This window comes from Streptomyces sp. NPDC090445 (genome assembly GCF_044769385.1).
GTDB lineage: Bacteria > Actinomycetota > Actinomycetes > Streptomycetales > Streptomycetaceae > Streptomyces.
On the sequence record NZ_JBIVXV010000023.1, the window covers coordinates 62,472 to 83,447 of the forward strand.

Sequence of the window (20,976 nt, forward strand, 5' to 3'; positions counted from 1 at the left end):
GGACTGGTCGGCCGCGCCGGGGCGGCCGGTCCGCATGCGCTCGGCGTCGATCCCGGCCTTCCAAGCCCACCCCTTCTTCGAGGAGTCATGAACAGCCTTCTCCGACTGCTGGCCGTCATGGGCGGCTCGATCCTGCTCACCCTCGCCGCGGGCTGGCTCATCGACCTGCTGCTGCGGCGCGCGGACGCCCGACACCCCGAGACACCGCTCTGGAACATGCTGCGGCGCTGCGGCCCGTCGGTACGAGTCCTCCTGCTCACGGCGATACTGCGCGGGGCGTACCGGCAGATCGCGTGGCAGCCGCTACGGGACCACGAGACGGCCGTGGGCCGGGCCCTGACGCTCGTACTGATCGGGGCGGGTGCGTGGTTCGTCGTCCGCGTCACCTCCGCAGTGGTCGAATCCTCGTACGCGCGCTACGCGTTGGGCACCCGCGACCCGTCCCGCGTCCGCCGGGTCCGCACCCAGGTGACCCTCATCATGAGGATCGTCACCGCCGTCGTCGGCGTGGTCGCCGCCGCCGCGATGCTGCTCACCTTCCCCGCCTTCCGCGCCCTCGGCACCTCCGTGCTGGCCTCGGCCGGCATCATCGGCATCGTCGCCGGTGTGGCCGCGCAGTCCACCCTCGGCAACCTCTTCGCCGGGTTCCAGATCGCCTTCGGCGACATGGTGCGCATCGGCGACACGGTCGTCGTCGCCGGTGAGTGGGGTGTGGTGGAGGGCGTGACGCTCACCTTCCTGGCCGTGCGCACCTGGGACGAGCGCCGGATCACCATGCCCGTCTCGTACTTCACCGGACGGCCCTTCGAGAACTGGTCGCGCGGCGGGATCCAGATGACCGGCACGGTGTTCCTCCACTGCGACCACATCACCCCCGTCGCGCTGATGCGCGAGAAGCTGAAGGAGATCCTGGACGGCTGCGAGGCCTGGGACGGCCGCGGCTGGGACCTCGCGGTCACCGACACCACCCCCAGCACGATCGTGGTGCGGGCCATCGTCACCGCCCGGGACCCGGACGACCTGTGGACCGCACGCTGCACGGTGCGCGAACAGCTGGTCGGCTGGCTGGCCGAGAAACACCCGTACGCCCTGCCGCGGGTCGCCACGTCCAAGGCCGCCCCCGCACCCCGGGAGGAGGCCCAGGCCGCTGACCCGCGAGCCCCACGGACGGGGGAGACGTCCGACTGCTCGGCGCGCGGCGGGATTTCATAGGGTTCGTCCATGGCTTCAGTGATCATCGGGAACCGGGTGGCGGCACCTCTGCTGGCGGCGGTGTTGTTCGGCGGAGCGGTGGTCGCGGCCTGTACGGGCGACCCGGTCCTGTGGTGGGCGGTTCCCTCGGCGGTGTGCGCCTTCGCCGCCGGCCGGCAGCCGGGCCGGAGCCCGGGCGCGCCGGTGGCGTTGGCCGCGGTGCTCGTGGCCGCCGTGGTGGCCGTGCTGCTGGTGCCGGCGTGGCTGGGCCTGGCGAGCCGGTTCGTGGGGCTGCTGCTGGTGGGGGCGATGCTGCCGTGGTTCGCGGGCCGGTTCCTGCGCCAGTACCGTGAACTGGTGCGGGCCGGCTGGGAACGGGCCGCGCAGCTGGAGCGCGAGCAGCGTCTGGTCTCCGAGCAGGCACGGCTGCGCGAGCGGACCCGTATCGCCCAGGACATGCACGACCTCCTGGGCCACGACCTCAGCCTCATCGCCCTGTCGGCGGGAGCGCTGAAGCTGTCCCCCGGTCTGTCCGAGGAAGGCCGGGCCGCCGCCGGGGACGTCCGTGCGCGGGCGGGGGCGGCCGTGGAGCGGCTCGGCGAGGTGATCGGCGTGCTGCGCGGGCCGTCGGAGTACGGGCCCGAGCCGGGCAGCGGCAGCAGTGGCGGCGGGGCGGGTTTGCCCGCGCTGCAGGGTCTGGTCGAGCGGGCCGCCGCGGCGGGGCTCGACGTCCGGCTGCGCGTGGAGGGGGACCCGGAGGGTGCCGACGGGGCGGCGTCCGCGGGACGGGCGGCCGTTCAGCGGGTCGTGCAGGAGGCGCTCACGAACGTGGCCAGGCACGCGCCCGGTCACCGGGCCACCGTGGTCGTCCGGTACGGGGACGGACGCACCGATGTCGCCGTCACGGACGAACTCGGCCCCCGTGCTGCGGCGGCCGCCGCGGTCCCGGCTGCCGGTCCCTTCCCCGGCGGCGGGGGCCACGGCTTCGGGCTGATCGGCCTGCACGAGCGGGTGCGGCTGGCCGGCGGCACCTTCTCCGCCGGCCCCGACGGAGCCGGCTTCTCCGTCCGCGCCGCCCTCCCCCACGCCACCGGGTCCGCCGCCGCGCCGGAGCGGGCCGCCGACGGCCGCGGCGGCACCGGCGGTTCGGGCGGCGTGGACGTCCTCGGGACGCGGCTGCCTGCCGAGCACCGCACCGCCAGCCGCCGGCTCGGCCGGACCGCCGCCGCGGCCGTGCTGGTGCCCCTGTGCACCGCGGCGGTCCTCATCGGCGCGGTGCGGGCGTGGGACGTCGCCACCGCCCGCCGGTCCGTCCTCGATCGACAGGACTACGCCCGCCTGCGCGTCGGGCAGCCCCGGGCCGAGGTGGCCCCGTACCTGCCCGAACGCCAGACCACCCACCGCCCGGCGGCGCCCACCCCGGCGCCGCGGGACGCGGCGTGCGAGTTCTACGTACAGACCGCCGACCCGTTCGACGACCGCTCGGGAGACCTGTACCGGCTCTGCTTCCGGGCCGGGCACCTGGTCTCGGCCGACACCTACACCGGAAACGACGTCCGATGACCTGATCCTGATCGCCGCCGACGAGCCCGTGATCCGCGCCGCCCCCCGCCCCCGCCGCCGGCCTCTCGGTCGTCGCCCGGGCCGACGGCATGCCGAGGGCTCGGCGCTCTTATGCTGCGGGGATGATCAAGCCGATTGAACTCGTCATATTCGACTGCGACGGTGTGCTGGTCGACAGCGAACGCATCGCCGTACGCATCCAGGTGGCCCTCGGCGCGGAACTGGGCTGGCCCCTCACCGAGGGGGAGGTCGTGGACCGCTTCATGGGGCGGTCGCACGCCGCCATCCGCGAGCAGATCGCCGCCCGGCTCGGCGACGACACGGCCGCGCTCTGGTCGGAGCGCTTCGAACTGCTCCACCGCGAGGCCGTCGACACCGGACTGGCCCCGGTCGACGGCCTGCCGGAGGCACTGGACGCCCTGGACCTCCTCGCCCTGCCGACCTGTGTCGCATCCAGCGGCTCCCACGAGAAGATGCGCCACACCCTGGGCCGTACCGGGCTGTACGACCGCTTCGCCGGCCGTATCCACAGCGCCACCGAGGTCGCCCGCGGCAAGCCCGCCCCCGATCTCTTCCTGTACGCCGCCCGGCAGATGGGCGTCGATCCGGCGGCCTGCGCGGTGGTCGAGGACAGCCGGCCGGGCGTCGAGGCGGCCCGTGCCGCCGGGATGCGGGCCTTCGGCTACGCGGGCGGGCTCACCCCGGCCGAGCGCCTCGAAGGCCGGGACACCGTCGTCTTCCACGACATGCGCCGGCTTTCCGCACTCATCGGCGGCCGGTAGCCGCCCGCCGCCGGATCGGCGGACGCGCCTTGTAAGATCGCATTTTGATCACGTGTCAGCGGGACCTGACCGCCTTGACCGCCAAGGTGGCGACGCTCGTGCTGTCCGCTGCGTTCACGTTGCTGCGATCGGGCGACGCGCGGCATGGGGAGCATCGGCTGCCAAGGCTCCGGCAGCATGCTGAACCGCATGCCCCAACAGCTGGGCCGGGTGTCCCCGTGCCGCCCCGGGTCCCCGTTCCCGTCCAGCCCGGCCGGCGGCCCGCCACCCCGCCGGGCTCGGGTATGCGGCCGGTCCGTCGCCTCGGCAGCCCTCCTCGGCCTGCTGGTCTTCCTGGCCCCCGCCCTCACCCCGGCCGGCCCCACGGGCCGGGCGGTGAGCGGTCCGTCGGCCGCGGCCGCGGTCACCGTCGGCCATGACTCCGACACGCCTCTGGCCGGGTTCATGATCCAGTCGACTGCCCTGGTGACGGACCCGGCAGCCGAGGTGTCCAGCCCCGGCTATCCGACCACGGGCTGGCACCGGGCCGGACCTCGCTCCACCGTCCTCGCCGCCCTGCTGGCGGCCGGCATCCACCCCGACCCGTTCCACTCGACCAACCAGAAGCTGATCCCCGCCGCCGACTTCACCGTCCCGTGGTGGTACCGGTCCGACTTCTCGGTCGACGGTCGGGAAGCCCGTACGTATCTCGACTTCAGCGGGGTGACCTCGGCCGCCGACGTCTTCGTCAACGGCCGCGGCATCGCGACGGCGGGCACGGTCGCCGGGACGTACACCCGGCACGAGCTGGACATCACCGCCCTGACCAGGCCGGGCACCAACACGGTCGCCTTCCGGGTCCGGCCCAACGACCCGCGCAAGCACCTCACCGTGGGCTGGCTCGACTGGCTGCAGCCGCCACCGGACCGGAACATGGGCATCGTCCGCGACGTCCTCGTCCGCCGCAGCGGCCCGGTGGTGCTCGGTGACGCCCACGTCGTCACCGACCTGGCCGTGCCGTCGCTGGCCTCCGCCGACCTGACCGTCAAGGCCGACCTGCGCAACGACTCACCCCGCACCGTCACGGCGCTCCTCTCCGGCAGGGCCGGCCCCGCCTCCCTCAGCCGGCAGGTGACGCTGACGCCCGGGGAGAGCCGGACCGTGGTCTACTCACCCGCGGACCACCCCGGACTCCACATTCCTTCGCCGCGCGTATGGTGGCCCGCCGGGATGGGCGGGCAGCCCCTGTACGACCTCGACCTGACCGTGACGGTCGACGGGGCCGCCTCCGACACCGCACACACCGCCTTCGGCATCCGCGACGTGCAGGCACCGATCAATGCCGACGGCGCGCGCCAGTACCGGATCAACGGCCGCCCGCTGCTGGTCAAGGGCGCGGGCTGGGCCCCCGACGAGTTCCTGCGCTGGGACCCCGCCTACGCCGAGGACCGCATGCAGTACGTCCGTGACCTGGGCCTGAACACACTGCGCCTGGAAGGCCACCTCGAACCCGACGAGTTCTTCGACCTCGCGGACCGGTACGGAATCCTCACGATCCCCGGATGGGAGTGCTGCGACAAATGGGAGGGGGAGGTCAACCGCTCGGAGTCCGGGGAGGTGTGGGACGCCGCCGACCACGCAGTCGCCCAGGCGTCGATGGCCGCCGAGGCGGCCCGGCTGCGCCACCACCCCAGCGTGATCTCGTTCCTGATCGGCAGCGACGCGGCGCCCAACGCCGAGATCGAGTCGGAATACCTCCAAGCGCTGCGGGCCGCCGACTGGAGCGTGCCCGTGATCCCTTCCGCCTCCGGGAAGCCGACACCCGTCACCGGGCCCTCCGGGATGCGGATGACCGGCCCCTACGACTGGGTGCCGCCCGGCTACTGGTACGACAAACGCGACGGAGGAGCCACCGGCTTCAACTCGGAGACCAGCGCCGGCCCGAGCATCCCCACCCTCGACACCCTGCGGCGCATGCTCACCCCGGCCGAGCTGGAGACCCTCTGGAAGCAGCCCTCCGCTCCCCAGTACCACCGCTCTCCCTCACCCACGTTCTCGACGCTCAAGCTGTACAACGCCGCCCTCGCCGGCCGCTACGGACGCCCGACCGATCTCGGCGACTACGTGCGCAAGGCCCAGCTCGCCCAGTACGAGAACGTCCGGGCGCAGTTCGAGGCGTACTCACGCAACGCCAAGGACACCACCGCCCCCGCGACCGGCGTCATCCACTGGATGCTCAACAGCGGCTGGACCTCCCTCCACTGGCAGCTCATCGACCGCTATCTCGACCAGAACGGAGCCTACTTCGGCGCGAAGAAGGCCAACGAACCCCTCCACATCCAGTACGGGTACGACAACCGCACGGTGAGCATCGTCAACAACCGCACGACCGCCGTCTCGGGGCTGAACGCCCGGGTCACGCTCTACCACACCGACGGGACCGAGAAGTACGACCGCACGGTCACCGGTGTCGGCGTCGAAGCCCGCGGCGTGACCACCACCCCGCTGACCCTCCCGGCCACGGTCCCCGGCCTGGCAGGGACGTACCTGGCCCGGCTGGTGCTCACCGACACCGCCGGCCGGGAACTGAGCCGCAACGTCTACTGGCTCTCCACCCGCAACGACGTCCTCGACCACGCCAAGACCGACTGGTACCACACCCCCACCACCTCCTACGCCGACCTGACCGGACTGAACTCGATGCCACAGGTCGCCTTGGACGTGACAGCCACGACGGCGGTGGCCGAGGCCGGCACGGCGACCACGACCGTGACCCTCCGCCACCCGGGCACCACGAACACCCCCGCACTGCTCACCGACGTCGACCTGGTCTCCGCGGACGGGAGGACTCCCGTGCTCCCCGTGCGCTGGAGCGACAACCACATCAGCCTGTGGCCGGGCGAATCGGCAACCCTGCAGGCCACCCACCGGACCGTCGGCCCGGACCGCACCCCACGCGTACGTGTCTCCGGATGGAACGCCCGGGCCGTCACCGTCCCGTCCGACTGACGAAGCGCAACAGAAGGGGGGGCGTCCGCCGGAGCGGACGCCCCCCTCGTGCGGTTGCCCCTCATTTGAGGCCGCTGAGCATCACCCCGCGGATGTAGTACTTCTGCAGGAGCAGGAAGAGGACCAGGATCGGCAGGGTGCTCAGGACGAGACCGGCCATGACGATCGGCATCGTGCGGGTCGGGTCCACGTAGTCCTGCAGGAGCTGGATGCCGACGGGCAGGGTCATCACGTCCGGGTTGGCGGTCGAGATGAGCAGCGCCCAGATGTACTCGTTCCACGCGTGGACGAAGGTCAGCAGACCGAGCGTCAGCACGACCGGCCTGGTCTGCGGCACGACGATCCGCCACCACACGCCGAACTCGCCGGCCCCGTCGATGCGCGCGGCCTCCAGGACCTCGTCCGGGATCGAGACCATGAACTGGCGCATCAGGAAGATTCCGAAGCCGTTGACGAGGAACGGCATGGCGAGCGCCGCGATGCTGACGGTCAGGCCCGCGCCCCCGCGCCCGAACAAGTCGTTGCCGCCTGCCCCCGGCCAGTGCACCAGGATCAGGAAGTGCGGGATGAAGAAGAGGAAAGGGGGGAACATCATCGTCGACAGCACGAGTCGGAAGATCAAGGTCCGGCCGGGGAAGCGGAGCTTGGCGAGCGCGTAGCCGGCGAGCGATGACGTGAACAGCACCGACGCGGTGATCACGGCGGTTGCGACGACGCTGTTGCGGAAGAGCACCGGCAGATCGAGCTGGTCGATCGCCGCCCGGTAGTTCGACAGGTCGAACGCCTCGGGCAGGAAGCGGTACGGCAGCGTGCCCGCCTCGCCCGCCCCCTTGAACGACGTCATCACCATGTCGAGGAACGGCACCACCGTGAGCACGGCACCGGTCACGACCACCAGGTACGAGAACCACGGGAAACGGCGGCGGATCATGCGTCCTCCCCCTTGCGCCGGAAGATCCACAACTGCGCCAGGGTGACCACGAGGACCACCACGAACAGGACGAAGGCGGCAGCGCTCGCAGGGCCCCACCGGCCGTATGAGAAGGCCTGCCGGTACATCTCCAGGGCAGCGACGTTGGTCGCGTCACCCGGCCCGCCCTTGGTCATCACGGTGATCAGCGCGAACGACTGCAGGCCGCTGATGAGCTGGGTGATGCACACGAGCAGCAGGGACGGCCGCAGCAGCGGCAGAGTGATCTTCCGGAAGACGGTCACCTGCCCGGCGCCGTCGAGCGCCGCGGCCTCGTAGTACGACTCCGGAATGGACTTCAGCCCGGCCGTCAGGACGAGGATCGCCGAGCCGACCGAGGCCCAGGCCTGAACGACCACGACCGAGGGCAGGGCGGTGCCCGGGTCCTGGAGGAAGGCCACCGAGCCGAGCCCGAGGGCGTTGAGCACTCCGTTGACGAGGCCGCCCGGCTCGTACATGTACTTCCACACGTTGCCGACGGCGACGACGGTCGTCACGATCGGCAGGAAGTACAGGGTGCGCCACAGCCCCTGGAGCCGCAGGTTGTCGATGCAGGTGGCGACCACCACGGAGCCGGCGAGCGCGAGGACCACGGTGCCCAGGGCGAACAGCAGCGTGTTGGTGAGGATCGGCGCCAGGAACGTCGATCCGTCCGCGAAGAGGTCCGTGAAGTTGTCCGCGCCGACCGGTCGGACGTCGCCGAGGTCGAACCCGGCCCAGCTGGACAGCGACAGCAGCAGCGCGAAGCCGAGCGGCAGGATCAGGAAGACGGCGAAGAACAGCAGCGTCGGCGCCAGGAAGAGATAGGCGACGACGGCCTGGCGGCGCCCGGTCCGGGCGCGGCCGTCGACGGCGGGCCCGGCGGAGCGCGTGCCGGGTGCCGCCCGCTCGGTCTTCGCCGGCGTCAGCGTGTTCACCATGAGCGCGACACCTCTCGGTCGACCTGACGGCGGGTGGCGCGCAGTGCCTGGTCGACCGACTGCTGACCGGTCCACAGCGCCTCGATGTTCTTGCGCAGCAGTGATTTGGCCTGTTGTGCTCCGGGCACGTTCGGCTCCGGCACCGAGTACGCCAGCGCGTCCACGAAGGGGCGCAGATTCGCGTCGCCGTGCACGCCCAGGAGCGTCCGCATGTCGTCGGCGCGGCCGGTCAGGGAGCCGGCCGACACCTGCAGGGAGCTCATCCGGGTCGCTTTCCCATCCCCCTTGGCGCTCTTCACGTTCACCTTCTCGGTGTTGAGCCAGCGCAGGAACTCCCAGGCCGCGGCCGGATGCCTGCCGGCCGCGTTGACCCCCAGCATGAAGCCGGTGGAGAGCGTGGCGCGCTTGCCGTCCGTCGCGGGGAGGGGCAGCGGCGCGACGCCGACGTCGCGGTAGTCCTCGCCCATCAGGGTCTTCAGGCTCCCGGTCCACCAGCCGGCGCTGACCACCATGGCGACCTGCCCGGACCGGAACGCCTTGTAGACGTTGACACCGGGGGAGCTCGCGCCGCCGGCGACGAGGCGGTGCTCCAGATCGAACACGGCCCGTCCTGCGGGCGAGTCGATGGCGGTGCTCCGGCCGTCCTTGGAGACGAACGTTCCGCCGGCGGCGTTGAGCAGGGCGAGTGTCTGGCCGACGGTCGTGGAGTCGTCAGCGGTCGACAGTCCGAAACCCTGCACCAGCGTGTTGCCGTAGCGGTCGCGCCTCGCGGTGCGGTAGGCGGTCTCCTCCAGCTCCCGCCAGGTGCGCGGCGGGCCGGCGATGCCGGCTTCGCGCAGCAGCCGCTTGTTGTAGTAGAGGGCGTACGTCTGCACCTCGGTGGGGTAGCCGTAGACCCGGCCGCCCACCGAGGCGGCGTCGACCGCGGCCCCGCTGTAGCCGCGTGTGATCTCCTCGGCGTGCTCGGGCGGAGCGGGCCGCAGGACACCGGCCTGGACCAGCTGGCCGTTCCACAAGCAGTACGGGTGGAGGATGTCGGCGCCCTGGCCCGCGGCCTGCCGGACCATGAACGTGGTCAGCAGGTCGGTGAACTCGACGGCCTTGGTCTGCACCTTGACCCGGTCGTGGGTGGCGTTCCACTCGTCGACCGGGCCCTGCAGGGCCTCCTTGAGCACCCCGCTCGCGTAGTGGGAGAGCAGGGTGAGGACGATCGGATCCCCGGGCCGCCCGGTGCCCCGGTGCGGCGCGGCGCATCCGGAGGCGAGCAGCGCCGAGGGGAGCGCGAGCGCGAAATGACGGCGGCTCAGGCCGCTGGTGCGGCGTGCCGGTGTCATCGAGCGGCATTCCGGCGCATCACGCGGAACACGCGGGTCGTGGTGAAGCCCGTCTTGCGGTACATGTGCCCTGCCGGGGACTGCGCGCCGGTCCACAGGAACCACGCGGAGTGCGCGCGGCGCGCCCGCATCCTCTCCAGGACCAGGTGCAGGAGGACCTCGCCGAGTCCGGTGCCGCGCATCTCCTCCAGCACGCCGATCGGACCGAACCGCTCGTCCACCGCGTCGAACGCGCCGTGCATCGCCCAGCCCACCATGCGCTCCGCTGGGTCCCGGACGACGACGATCCGGTCGAGCGGCGTGCCCGCGGCCAGACTCGCCCGGATCGTCGCCGCCCAGTCCGGCCCGAAGCGGCTCCCGGCGAGCGCGAGGAGATCCACCAGGTCGTCGTCGGACGGGGTGGCGAACCGGTAGCCCTGTGCCGTCAGTTCCTCCAGGCGGCGCGTGACGTCCTCCGGGAAGCGGTAGCCCACCAGGCCGCGGTCCATCGCCGCCGCCTCGTACAGCGTGTGGAAGCCCAGGGACTCCAGGAGCCGGGCCGCTTCCGGGTACGTGTCGGCGTCCAGGCCGGGGAGGACGTAGTCCGGGGTGTACGAGGAGAAGTCCACCCGGGTGCGGCCGTGGCCGTGCAGCCAGTCGAGGGCGTCGGCCAGCAGCCGGCGGCCGAGACCGCGCCTGCGGGCGGATGGGTCGACGAAGAAGAACGGGATCCAGCCCTGCTCCGGCTCCAGGTCGGTGCCGGCCATCGGCGTCAGACGGCGCACCGCGTAGGCCGCACCGACGACACGGTCGCCCTCGATGGCGACCCGAAGCCCTTCCGGATCGAAGTTGGCGTCGAGCAGCACCAGGGAGCGGAAGCGGTCCGCGGTGATGGGGTCGGCCGGCGCACTGCGCCGCCACGCCTCCACCACCTGCGGTCCGTCGCCCGCGCGAAAGCCGCGGATGTCGGCCCGGGATGTCGTCGTGCGGTCGGTCATCGGCGGGGTTGTCCTTCCATGCGGAGGTCAGGGACGGCGTCGGTTCGGCGAGGGCGCGACCCACGGCAGGGCGGTTGCCTCCGCGTCCATGGCGCTCTGCCGTCCGACGACCTCGATCACCGTGCGATCCCGGTCGTCACCGGGACGCGGTCGTCCGCGCTCATCCCTTGCCCCGTCTGCCAGTGACATCTCGAAGCCACGGCGAGAAATCTACTGGTATGTCCGGTAATTCCGCAATTATTTACCAACAGGTCGTGCCGAGGTCAGCCCGGACCCTTCAGGCGGCGGGCCGCGGTCCGGTCCCGTGCGGGTGCAGGCGGGCGGTGAGGAACGCGAGGATCTCGTCGCGGGCCCGGACCGTGGGGTGGCCGGCCTCGTCGACGAGATGGGCGGTGACGACGCTGTGCGGGGTGCCGACGAGGTCGGCGAAGAAGGGCGGCGGGGCCGGGTTGGCGGCGCTGTCCGGCAGGACGCGCCCGTCGAAGGCGTCGCCGAGCAGTGCCCGGTAGGCGGCGAAGCGCCGCCCCGTGCACCAGCGGTCGCCCTCGAAGCGGTAGGCGAGGACGGTGAGTCCGTCGCGGTCGAGCCGGTCGCGCACCGCCCGCGCGTCCGCCGGGTCGAGTTCGAGTCCGCCGGGGTCGTCGAGCGGCAGCGACGGATGGTTGACCACCGGGGCGATCACCGCCGGCTCCAGGGCCATGGTGAGGGCGAAGTTGCCGGTGAAGCACAGGCCGATCGCGCCCACCCCCGGCCCGCCGCACTCGGTGTGGGCCCGGCGCGCCAGGCCGCGCAGCCAGACCGTCACCGGGCTGGTGCCGCCCCCGGCGAAGGCGCGGAACTCCGCACTGACGCAGGCGCGGCGGACGACCTCCCGGCCGCCCTCCGCCGTGGGGAAGGCGCCGTCCGTCCCGAACAGGGAGGGCACCAGGACGGTGAAGCCCGCGTCCCGCACCCGGCGCGCGAGCCTCAGGACATCGGGACTGATGCCCGGCATCTCGGGCAGCACCACGACCGCGGGCCCGGCCCCGGCCGCGTACACCGTCTTCTCCACCCCCTCCACGGCCACGCTCCGGCGGGTGAAGTCGGTGATCGGATCGTCGTCGCTCATGGGGCCAGCCTGGCTCGGGACCGGCCGCCGGGTGAGGGGCGGGATCGCCAAGGCCGGGGGTAATCTCGCCACACGCGAGAGCGGCGACCGGTACGCGCTCGGCGACCGGTACGCGGTCGGCGACCCGGAGCCGCGGACACCAGGGGGGTACGGGAGCGATGGCGCAGGCGGCGCGGCAGGCGCAGGACGGTGCGAGGCCGGGCACCGGACCGGGTGCGCTGCGGGTCGGGGTCCTGGCGTACCCGGGCTGCTTCGCGTCCGAAGTGTTCGGCGTACCCGACCTGTTGACGATGGCCGGGCACGTCGCCGGACCGGACGCGCCCGGCTACCGGGTGTCGGTCGTCTCGCCGCGCCGCCGCGTCACCGCGTCGGGCGGCGCGAGCCTGGACGTGCGTCCCCTGCGCGAGGTCGACGTCCTCGTGGTCCCCGGCTTCGAACTGCTCCCGGACGCGGACCTCGACGCGCGGCTCGCCCGGCTCGCCCCCGAGATCGCGGCGGTCCGCGCCCAGGCCGCCTCCGGCACCGCCGTCGTCTCCCTCTGCGTCGGCGCGTTCCTACTCGCCGAGGCCGGGCTCCTCGACGGTCGCCGGGCCACCACCTCCTGGCTGCACGCCGGCGAACTGGCCAGGCGCTGCCCGGACGCCGACGTGCGGCCCGAGCACCTGGTCGTCACCGACACGGGGGTGACGACCACGGCCGCCTTCAGCGCCATGTACGACTTCGCGCTGGACCTGATCAGCCGGCACCACGGCGCCCGGGTGGCCCGCACCACCGCACGGGTGGCGCTCGTCGACGACGCGCGGACCTCCCAGACCCCGTACGTCGACCCGCTGCTCCTCCCGCAGCCCGGCCGGGAGTTCTCCGAGCAGGTCATGCGGCGGCTCGACCAGAGCCTCGCCGAGCGGTACGACCTCACCGGGCTCGCCGACGCCTTCCGGGTCAGCACCCGAACGCTGCTGCGCCGCTTCGCCGAAGAGACCGGACGCAGCCCGTTGGCCCATCTGCAGGACTCCCGGGTCCGCCGCGCCCGGCACCTTCTGGAGACCACCGACCGCACCGTCGCCGCCGTCGCCGCGGCCGTGGGCTACCGGGACCCCGGCACCTTCGCCGCCCTCTTCGCCCGCCACACCGGCCACCGCCCGAGCGCCTACCGGGCCGCCTTCCGCCGCACGGACCGGGCACGGGGCGGCTGACGGAGAACTCCCGCAGGTGGCTCTATGCCTTTTCCACCTCATTCGATGAGTTCTTAGCATCAGAGGGCAACTATTCACTCCTCCGCCGTATGACCGGCTACAAAGAACTGGACCGAACCAGGCCCGGCGACACGGATGAGGCGAGCTGTCGTCGATCGGGTCATGTCGAAGGCGGTGGTTGTGTAGTGCGCCAGTACAACAGGATCGAACCCGCTGCGGTGGAATGTCCGCCGGGAAGTCCGAGTTCTGAGCTCATCCACCTGACGGATGCTGTCGTGCTGAAACCCGTGTCGTTTTCCGTGGAGGACGCCTCGGCGGAGGAGTACCGGCTCCTGGTATCTGCCATCCGGGCCAGAGCGGCGGAGGCGGGCTTTCCCGGGAAGGCGGGGCACGGGGAGGGAAGGGTGCGCTACCTCCCCGTGAACATTCGGCTGAGAGGCCTGTCCATCGAACTCCACGTCGAGTTCCCCGCGCAGAACGCAGGCGCCCGCATCGTCGGATTCCGCAACACCTTCGAGAACGGTCAGGCCCCGCCGGAGGCGCACTTCCGTCACGTGCGGGACTCGGCCGTGCCGCCGGGAATCCGCCGAACGGCGGCCCTGCCGTTCGGCGGAGGACGCCCCGCCCTCGAGGTGGCGGCCGACGCCCGGCACGCGGCCCTTCCCCTGGGACGCCGCCCCATGATCAATGCGGTCATCTGGTTGCACCGGAACAGTGATCCGAAGTGCACCGCACGCGGGATCCTCGTGCTTTCGGAGATGCTCTGTGCGGCTGCCCGCTTCCCCCTGCTGGCAGACGAGGTGTCACGCATCTGGATGACCGGTGCACCGCTGTCGACGGCGAGACGGGCCGTCGCGTAACCACCGAACGATCAATTTCTTGCAGCGGGTGGCAACGGCCGACCGGCCGAACCGGGATCTTCCGCGACGCGCCCGGCCCTTGGTTCCGGAGCGTCTTCATTGCCCGGGGCGCGGGTCGTCGGCCATTCGGAAAACCATTCCACCCTCGTACGATCTTCGATTCCCTCCCTGGGAATCCATGGAACAGGAGTGAATGTGATAGTCAAGCGCGCTGGTCGCCGTCTCGTGGCCCGGGCCACCGTGCCCGCCGCCGCCGTGTTCCTGGCGCTGGGCGTTCCAGGTGCGGCCCTCGCCGAGGGCGGGAAGGCGTATCAGATCGACCTGGCGCAGCTGAACAACTCCGGTTCCCGAGGCACTGTCATGCTCAACCTCAAGGGCAACCAGCTGACCGTGCGCATCGAGTCCGAGGGCATGGTGCCCGGACAGCCATCGGCCCAGCATCTGCACGGCTCGACCAAGGGCCACGACTTCCACTGCCCGGATGCCAGTGACGACACCAACCGCGATGGAATCCTCGACAACACCGAGGCCACCAAGGACTACGGCGACATCAACATCTCGCTGACCACGTCCGGGGACACCAAGGCGACCAGCGGCCTCGCCGTGGACCGCATGCCCGTCGCCGACAAGAAGGGCAAGGTCGTCTACGAGCGGACGATCAGCGTCGGCCAGGACGTCGTGGAGCACATCAAGGACCTGCACGTCGTACAGCACGGCATCGACCGCAACAAGAACGGCAAGTACGACTTCGACGGCGCCGGGAAGAGCGAGCTCGACCCGAAGCTGCCCCAGGAGGCCACGGCGCCGACCAACTGCGGCGAGGTCAAGGGCGCGGCCGTGGGGTCCGTTCCGGTCGGCGGCATCGAGACCGGCGGCGGCTCCCCGCAGAGCACGGCGCTGCCGATCGCCATCATGGCGGGCGCGGCGGCCGTCGTGTACGCGGCGACGGCGGGCGGGATCGCCGTCGCGCGGAAGCGGACCGCCGCGGTCCCCGTCCGTACGGAGACGCCGGGAGGCGCCGCGTGAAGAGCAACCGCGTCCCGGCCCCTGCGGTGTCCGCCGCGCGGCCCCGCCGCCGGACCACGGGCCCCGTCGCCACAGCCGCCGTGGCCATGCTGCTCCTCGCGGGGTGCGCCGGCCAGGACGAGGGGGCGCCTCCCGCCCCTCAGGGGCAAGCCGCGCAGAGCGGGGCGCCTGCCGCCGGCACCGCCGGAAGCCCTCCCACCGGGAAGCCGTCCGCCGGCGGCCACGGCGCAGCGTCCGAGGGCGGTGCGCAGAGCGGTGCGGGCCAGGCCGTGCCCGCCCTCGCCCGTTCGGAGCCCCAGAAGATCACGATTCCGTCCCTGGGTGTTTCCAGCTCCCTGGAGACGCTGCGGCTGAACCCCGACGGAGCGATGGAGACCCCGAAGGACCCGGGTCTCGCAGGCTGGTACGAGCCGGGGCCGACCCCCGGCTCCCAAGGGCCCGCGGTGATCGCAGGTCATGTCACGTGGAACGGCGCGCCGGCCGTGTTCGAGAAGCTGAAGACGATGAAGGCCGGTGACACCATCAAGGTGACCCGGCGCGACAACAAGACGGTCACGTTCACGGTGAACCGGGTGGCCGAATATCCGAAGGCCAAGTTCCCCACGCTGGAGGTCTACAAGAACGTCGACCACGCGGGCCTTCGCCTGGTCACCTGCGGCGGCGACTTCGACCCGAAGACGCACTACTACAACAGCAACGTGGTCGTGTTCGCCAGCATGACGGGTACCGCGTAACCAGGACAGAGGGCGACGGGCCTCCTCCGGGCGCCGTCCGCACCCGCGAGGTCGAGCGACAGCCGGTCGCCGCCCGGGCGCGTTTTTTCTCCGATTTCGATCGGAATACGCGCCCGGGCGGCGACCGGAGCCGCCGGACAAGTCGTCAGCGTGACTTTTCGGCGCCGCCGGTTGTGCCGGCGGCAGCGGTCGTGCGGATCTTCGGGTTCCTCGACTCGCCCTCGGGCCGGTCGGTGGCCCCGCCGCCCCTCTCGCCGTTCGGGGCGGCTTTCTCGGTGGTGCCCCGCTGGCCGTCACCCGAACGGGCTCCGGTGTGACCTGCGGCGATCTGCGCCGCCACCATATCGGCGGCCACTTCCGCCGCAAGGTCGTGGATGTTCTCTCCGGCTTCATGGGCCGCCTGCTTCACCTCAAGGGCGAGGCCGACGGATGTCTTGACGACACCGCGCACCAGTGGTTTGAGGAGACGCTTGGCCAGTGGCGCGACGACGAGGCCGATCAGGAAGGGCGGTACTAGGGGCGGCATCATGCTCCATCCTCTCTACGCAAACGTATGACGGGGAACCCAGGCACTGCGAACACCAGAGCAGCGCACAGCTGGGCGGATGAAAGCATTCCACCTCGGAATTCGAGATTAACCGACCGAGCCGAGTCGCCGGTCGACAGCACCCACCGCATGCTCCTGCGGCCACCGTAGTAGAACCAAGACCATCAGGGCCAAACAGCCTTCCCCGCTTTCACTCGTGTGAGTGCCCGCACCTTGCTGCGAGACGTGAATCGCGGGATCCGCACCCGTGGAGAATCCGCGGCCCTATTGTCAGACTCGAAGATTATTTCCGAGTTCGCGTGCCACCCGCCGCCGGAGGGCCGGAAACGGCAGCCCGCCGCCCCCCAGTACCGTCTCGTGAAAGGTCCTTACGTCGAACCCGGCGCCGAGATCCGCCTCGGCCCCGGCCCTCAGCCGGACGAACTCCAGGAAGCCCGCGCGGTAGGAGAGCGCCTGCCCGGGCAGGTCCGTCGAGTAGCGCAGCAGGTCCGAGGCGATCTGGCCGTCCGCCTCGGTGGAGTTGGCCCGCATGAAGTCCCGCGCCTGCTCCAGGCCCATCGTCCCGAGGTTGAGCCCGGTGTCGACGACGAGCCGCTGCGCCGTGAACCGCTCCTGCGCGAGCCGACCGTACGCGTCCCACGGGTCGTCGTACAGGCCCATCTCCCAGCCGAGGCCGGCCGCGTACTCGGCCCAGCCCTCGTTGAACGCGCCGAACTCGGCCACCTCGCGGCGGACTTGCGGCAGCGTGCCGTTCTCGGCCTGCCGGGCGAGGTGGAAGTGGTGTCCCGGCGCCAGCTCGTGGTAGATCAGCGAGGCCGACCCGAGCAGGGACCTCCGGTCCGGGTCCGAGCCGTTGTAGCGGTAGCGCCCGACCGGGTCGGCCGCGGTCGGCGCCTCGTAGTACCCGAAGGTCATCCCCGCCTCCAGCGCCGGATCCAGGCGGGCCAGCCCGTACGGGGCGGCCGGCAGGGTGGCGAACCACCGCGGCAGCAGGGGGGCCAGCCGGTCGAGGTGACCGCGGAAACGGGCCTCGACCTCCTCGGGCGTCCGGGCGTACAGGCGGGGCTCGGTCCGCAGCCGGTCGTGGAACTCGGCCTCGGGGCCCTGGAACCCGAGGACGGTGCGGACCTCCCGCATCCGTTCGGCGAGCTCGCGGCACTGGTCGCGGCCGAGCTCGTGGAGCCGCTCGGGCGGCATGCCGTCCCCGGTGTGGGACCGCACGAACTCCCGGTACGCCTCCTCACCGCCCTCGTACTGCGCCCAGCCGACGGCCTGCGGCGCCCCGCGCAGGTATCCCGGATCGTCGACGACGGCGAGCAGGCGGTCGAAGGCCGGAGCCACCTCGGTCTCCACCAGCTGCCGTACGCCGTCCCGGAGCCGTCCGCGCCCGGCCGGCCCGAGTCCTCCGAGCCGGTCCTCGTCCACCTCCACCCGGCGCGCCACGGAGGGCGCCAGGCCCGCGACGGTGGCCCGCGCCCCGGCCAGGGCCGGGGCGGGCACCCGGAAGCCGCGGGCAGCCTGCCCCACCACCTTGTCGCGGACCGAGTCGACCACCCGGGCCAGCTCCCGGAGCAGCGCGCAGTACCGGTCGGCATCCGGCTGCGCGGCGAAGCGGAAGGGCCGCAGGACCGCGTCGACGTACAGCGACAGCGGGAACAGCCGGTAGGGAGTGGCGGCGGGCGTCAGCCAGTAGCAGCGGTGGGCCCGCAGCTCCTGCTCGGCCAGCCCCGTGATGAACGCGGCGGTGTCGGCGTCGGCACCGGACAGCCCGGCGTCGTCGAGCACCCGGACCCGCTCCAGCACCCCCTCGGCGAACCGCGCCCGCTCCGCGGCCTCGGCGGGCGATGCCCCCGGCAGTGTCTCGACGGGGAGTCCCCGGCGGACTCTGAGCAGCGGGTCGCGCTCCAGCAGGAACTCCCAGTAGCGATCCCCCAGATGACCGACCTCACGACCCGGTTCGTTCGTCCTCATGCGGCCCAGTGTGGCGTTGCCGGACCGTCCGGCCCCCGCTGCGTGTGACGGCGACCGCTCAATCCCTCGAACGAGTGAGGCGCACCCGCCGCCCCCGCCCGCCCCGAGGTCTCCCGCCCCAGGTGGCAGGCGCCCTCCGGCCGATCGCACGCCTGGACGACGCGTGCGCGTCGGGTCACCCCCGTCACCGCCCGGTGCCACCATGACGCCATGCCCCGTCGCGCCCTGCCGGTCGCCCTGACAGCTGCGATGACCGCCGCAGCCGTCGCGTCGAGCGGCTGCGACGGCGCCGTCCGGTCCTCGACGACCACCCCCCTCGTGCACCGCGGCACCGTCCGCATCGCCGCAGCCAGCGAGACCCCGAGCTTCAACCCGTACTCCGCCTTCGGCGCCGGCCAGGCCCGCTACGCCTACGACTCACTGGTCAACATCGCCGACGACGGCACCCTGGCCTCCGGCCTGGCCTCGTCCTGGCAGGCCACGACCACCACAGCCGCCTTCACCCTCCGCCCCGGCATCACCTGCTCCGACGGCACGCCCCTCACCGCCTCGGCCGTGGCCCGGGCGCTGACCTACGCGGCCGACCCGGCGCACCAGCTCGCCGGCGCCCAGACCATCCTCCCCAACGTCCCCTTCACCGCGAGCGCCGACGACCGGACCGGCACGGTGTCGGCGACCAGCTCCACCCCCCACCCGTTCCTCACCCGCACGCTCGGCCTGCTGCCGATCGTCTGCCCCGCCGGCCTGGCCCGGCCCGAATCACTCGACCGCACCACCCAGGGCACCGGCCCCTACGTCCTGACCCGCTACACCCCCGGCGGACCGTACGAGTTCACCGTCCGCGACGGCTACTCCTGGGGCCCGGCCGGGGCGACGACGGCGGAGCCCGGCCTCCCCGCACGCATCGTCATCTCGGTGGTGCCCCAGGCCGCCACCGCCGCGAACCTGCTCCTCACCGGGGGCGTGGACATCGCCGGCGTGAACGGGCCGGACCGTGCCCGGCTCACCGGCCGCGGCCTGGCCGCCGCCGACGTGGCGACCGTCGTCGGGCTGACCTTCTTCAACCAGCGCCCGGGCCGCCCCCTCGCCGACGCGGCGCTGCGCCGGGTCCTGGTGTCCGCCCTCGACCGCCAGGGGCTCGCCAACGTCGCCGTCGGGGGCACCGGCAGGCCCGCCACCGACTTCGGTGCCGAAGGCGCCGTCTGCCACGCCGACCTCGCCGCCGCCAACCTGCCCGTGCCTGCGCAGGATGCCGTCGCGGCACTGCGCGCCGCCGGCTGGACCCGCACCGCCCACGGCCCGCTGGCCAAGGCCGGCCGGCCGCTCCGGCTGCGCCTGATCACCAGCCCCGACCTCGGCCCGACGCTGCCGCCCGTCGCCGAGCTGATGGCCCGCTCCTGGACGGCGCTCGGCGCGGACGTCGAGCTGGTCACCGAGAGCCTGCCCGCCCTCGTGCACGCCATGTACCGGACCGGCGATTTCGACGTCGTGGTCGGCACCTCACCGGGCTTCGCCCTGCCGGTCGGCTTCATCCCGTTCTTCTCCGGCCCCGCCCCCGCCCGGGGCCTCAACTTCGCGGGCGTCGTCAACCCCGAGTACGACGCGCTGGTCGCCCGGGCCCTCCAGGAGACGGACACGGCAGGCTGTGACACCTGGCACCGGGCCGCCGCCGCGCTCTTCCGCTCGGCCGCCGCCCTGCCGATCGCCGACGGCCGCAGCACCGTGTACGGCCACCGCACCACCTTCGCCACCACCTTCGGCGGCGGGATCGTCCCCACCAGCATCCGCCTCCACCGATGACCGGGGGACCCGCCATGTCCGTACGCCGCCTGCTCCGGCATCCCTGGACGGGTCTGCTCCGGCATCCCTGGACGGCCTTCCTCGGCCGACGCACCGCCCGGCTGGTCCTGTCGCTCGGAGTCGTGCTCACCGCGTCGTTCGTGATGATCCGGCTGATCCCCGGCGACCCGGTCCGCGCCGCGCTCGGGGTGGACGCCGCCCCCGGCCTGGTGGCCGCCCGCAGGCACCGACTCGGACTCGAAGAGCCCTTCCTGTCCCAGTACCGGCACTATCTCGACGGCCTCGTCCACGGCGACCTCGGCACCTCGCTGGTCACCGGGACACCGGTCGCGGAACTGGTCCGCACCCGGCTGCCCGCCACCCTGGAAATCGCCGGCCTCGCCTTCCTCGTCACCCTCGCCGTCGCCCTGCCCTGCGGTCTGCTCGCCGCCATCCGCACCCGCGACGGCCGGCATCCGCGCACCGAGCTGGCGTTCACGGCCGTGACCGCAGGCCTGGCCGGGGTGCCGGACTTCGTCCTGGCCGCCGGGCTCACCGCACTGCTGGCCGTCGGCCTCCCCCTGCTCCCGGTGGCCGGAGCGGCAGGCATCGAATCCTTCGTCCTGCCGGTCCTCGCGCTCTCCCTCGCGCCCACCGCCGTCCTGGTGCGCATCGTCCGGGTGGAAGCACTGAAGGTGCTGAACGAGGACTACATGCGCACCGCCCGGGGGAAGCGCCTGCCCTCCGCACGCCGCTACCTGCGGCACGCGGCCCCGAACATGGCCACCGCCGCGCTCACCGTCGCCGGGAGCCTGCTGCCCGCCCTGATCGCCGGCACGGTGCTCGTCGAGAAGGTCTTCGCCCGGCCCGGCATCGGTTCCGCGATGGCGCAGTCCGTCGCCGCCCAGGACTACCCGGTGGTCCAGGCCATGGTGCTGGTCCTGGGCACGACCGTGCTGCTCGCGGGCCTCCTGGTCGACCTGCTGCTGGCGGTGCTCGACCCCCGTTCGGCGATCCGGGAGAGCTGAGGAAC

Annotated in this window: 17 protein-coding genes; 10 read left to right on the forward strand and 7 right to left on the reverse strand. The window is 72.5% G+C overall.

The window, feature by feature from the left end:
- Nucleotides 1-87: 87 nt before the first annotated feature.
- From ACIQUT_RS30955 to ACIQUT_RS30970, 4 genes are all read left to right on the forward strand, one after another.
- Nucleotides 88-1,212: a mechanosensitive ion channel family protein gene (locus ACIQUT_RS30955; RefSeq protein ID WP_403567701.1), complete on the forward strand. Its 1,125-nt coding sequence runs from the start codon at nucleotides 88-90 to the stop codon at nucleotides 1,210-1,212.
- A 9-nt stretch (nucleotides 1,213-1,221) separates the two neighbouring features.
- The gene (locus ACIQUT_RS30960) at nucleotides 1,222-2,754 is read left to right on the forward strand and encodes a sensor histidine kinase (protein ID WP_403567703.1); all 1,533 of its coding nucleotides are present in this window, start codon (nucleotides 1,222-1,224) and stop codon (nucleotides 2,752-2,754) included.
- 122 nt (nucleotides 2,755-2,876) lie between these two features.
- Nucleotides 2,877-3,536, forward strand: coding sequence for an HAD family hydrolase (locus ACIQUT_RS30965; RefSeq protein ID WP_403567705.1), 660 nt, complete (start codon nucleotides 2,877-2,879; stop codon nucleotides 3,534-3,536).
- A gap of 189 nt (nucleotides 3,537-3,725) precedes the next feature.
- Nucleotides 3,726-6,524: a glycosyl hydrolase 2 galactose-binding domain-containing protein gene (locus ACIQUT_RS30970; protein WP_403567707.1), complete on the forward strand. Its 2,799-nt coding sequence runs from the start codon at nucleotides 3,726-3,728 to the stop codon at nucleotides 6,522-6,524.
- A 61-nt stretch (nucleotides 6,525-6,585) separates the two neighbouring features.
- Here ACIQUT_RS30970 and ACIQUT_RS30975 read toward each other — a convergent pair whose 3' ends face one another.
- The 5 genes from ACIQUT_RS30975 to ACIQUT_RS30995 form a co-directional block, all read right to left on the reverse strand.
- Nucleotides 6,586-7,455, reverse strand: coding sequence for a carbohydrate ABC transporter permease (locus tag ACIQUT_RS30975; protein WP_403567709.1), 870 nt, complete (start codon nucleotides 7,453-7,455; stop codon nucleotides 6,586-6,588).
- The gene (locus tag ACIQUT_RS30980; protein ID WP_403567711.1) at nucleotides 7,452-8,414 is read right to left on the reverse strand and encodes a carbohydrate ABC transporter permease; all 963 of its coding nucleotides are present in this window, start codon (nucleotides 8,412-8,414) and stop codon (nucleotides 7,452-7,454) included. The genes ACIQUT_RS30975 and ACIQUT_RS30980 overlap by 4 nt, the downstream gene beginning before the upstream one ends.
- Entirely contained in the window at nucleotides 8,408-9,748 is a 1,341-nt protein-coding gene (locus ACIQUT_RS30985; RefSeq protein ID WP_403567713.1) for an ABC transporter substrate-binding protein, read from the reverse strand. The genes ACIQUT_RS30980 and ACIQUT_RS30985 overlap by 7 nt, the downstream gene beginning before the upstream one ends.
- Nucleotides 9,745-10,725, reverse strand: a complete 981-nt coding sequence (locus ACIQUT_RS30990; protein WP_403567715.1) for a GNAT family N-acetyltransferase — start codon at nucleotides 10,723-10,725, stop codon at nucleotides 9,745-9,747. The genes ACIQUT_RS30985 and ACIQUT_RS30990 overlap by 4 nt, the downstream gene beginning before the upstream one ends.
- Nucleotides 10,726-11,002: 277 nt before the next feature.
- A complete protein-coding gene (locus ACIQUT_RS30995; RefSeq protein ID WP_403567717.1) occupies nucleotides 11,003-11,833 on the reverse strand; it encodes a dienelactone hydrolase family protein in 831 nt (276 codons plus the stop codon).
- A 158-nt stretch (nucleotides 11,834-11,991) separates the two neighbouring features.
- Here ACIQUT_RS30995 and ACIQUT_RS31000 point away from each other — a divergent pair, with 158 nt between their 5' ends.
- The 4 genes from ACIQUT_RS31000 to ACIQUT_RS31015 all read left to right on the forward strand — a co-directional run bounded on the left by ACIQUT_RS31000 (nucleotide 11,992) and on the right by ACIQUT_RS31015 (nucleotide 15,646).
- Entirely contained in the window at nucleotides 11,992-13,026 is a 1,035-nt protein-coding gene (locus tag ACIQUT_RS31000) for a GlxA family transcriptional regulator (protein ID WP_403567719.1), read from the forward strand.
- Nucleotides 13,027-13,115: 89 nt separating this feature from the next.
- Nucleotides 13,116-13,886: a ribosome-inactivating family protein gene (locus ACIQUT_RS31005; protein ID WP_403567721.1), complete on the forward strand. Its 771-nt coding sequence runs from the start codon at nucleotides 13,116-13,118 to the stop codon at nucleotides 13,884-13,886.
- 198 nt (nucleotides 13,887-14,084) lie between these two features.
- Entirely contained in the window at nucleotides 14,085-14,912 is an 828-nt protein-coding gene (locus ACIQUT_RS31010; protein WP_403567777.1) for a hypothetical protein, read from the forward strand.
- On the forward strand, nucleotides 14,909-15,646 hold the full coding sequence (locus tag ACIQUT_RS31015) for a class F sortase (protein WP_403567723.1): 738 nt from the start codon (nucleotides 14,909-14,911) through the stop codon (nucleotides 15,644-15,646). Before ACIQUT_RS31010 ends, ACIQUT_RS31015 begins: the two co-directional genes overlap by 4 nt.
- Nucleotides 15,647-15,791: 145 nt before the next feature.
- On the opposite strand, the gene ACIQUT_RS31020 is transcribed toward ACIQUT_RS31015, so the two are convergent.
- Both ACIQUT_RS31020 and ACIQUT_RS31025 read right to left on the reverse strand, forming a co-directional pair.
- Nucleotides 15,792-16,175 carry a DUF5132 domain-containing protein gene (locus ACIQUT_RS31020; protein ID WP_403567725.1) on the reverse strand — a complete coding sequence of 128 codons (384 nt, stop codon included), beginning with the start codon at nucleotides 16,173-16,175 and terminating at the stop codon, nucleotides 15,792-15,794.
- Nucleotides 16,176-16,463: 288 nt separating this feature from the next.
- Entirely contained in the window at nucleotides 16,464-18,164 is a 1,701-nt protein-coding gene (locus tag ACIQUT_RS31025) for a DUF885 domain-containing protein (protein ID WP_403567727.1), read from the reverse strand.
- A gap of 210 nt (nucleotides 18,165-18,374) precedes the next feature.
- Here ACIQUT_RS31025 and ACIQUT_RS31030 point away from each other — a divergent pair, with 210 nt between their 5' ends.
- On the forward strand, nucleotides 18,375-19,964 hold the full coding sequence (locus tag ACIQUT_RS31030; RefSeq protein ID WP_403567729.1) for an ABC transporter substrate-binding protein: 1,590 nt from the start codon (nucleotides 18,375-18,377) through the stop codon (nucleotides 19,962-19,964).
- A 14-nt stretch (nucleotides 19,965-19,978) separates the two neighbouring features.
- Complete coding sequence (locus ACIQUT_RS31035) at nucleotides 19,979-20,971, forward strand: ABC transporter permease (protein ID WP_403567731.1); 993 nt, start codon at nucleotides 19,979-19,981, stop codon at nucleotides 20,969-20,971.
- Nucleotides 20,972-20,976: the final 5 nt, after the last annotated feature.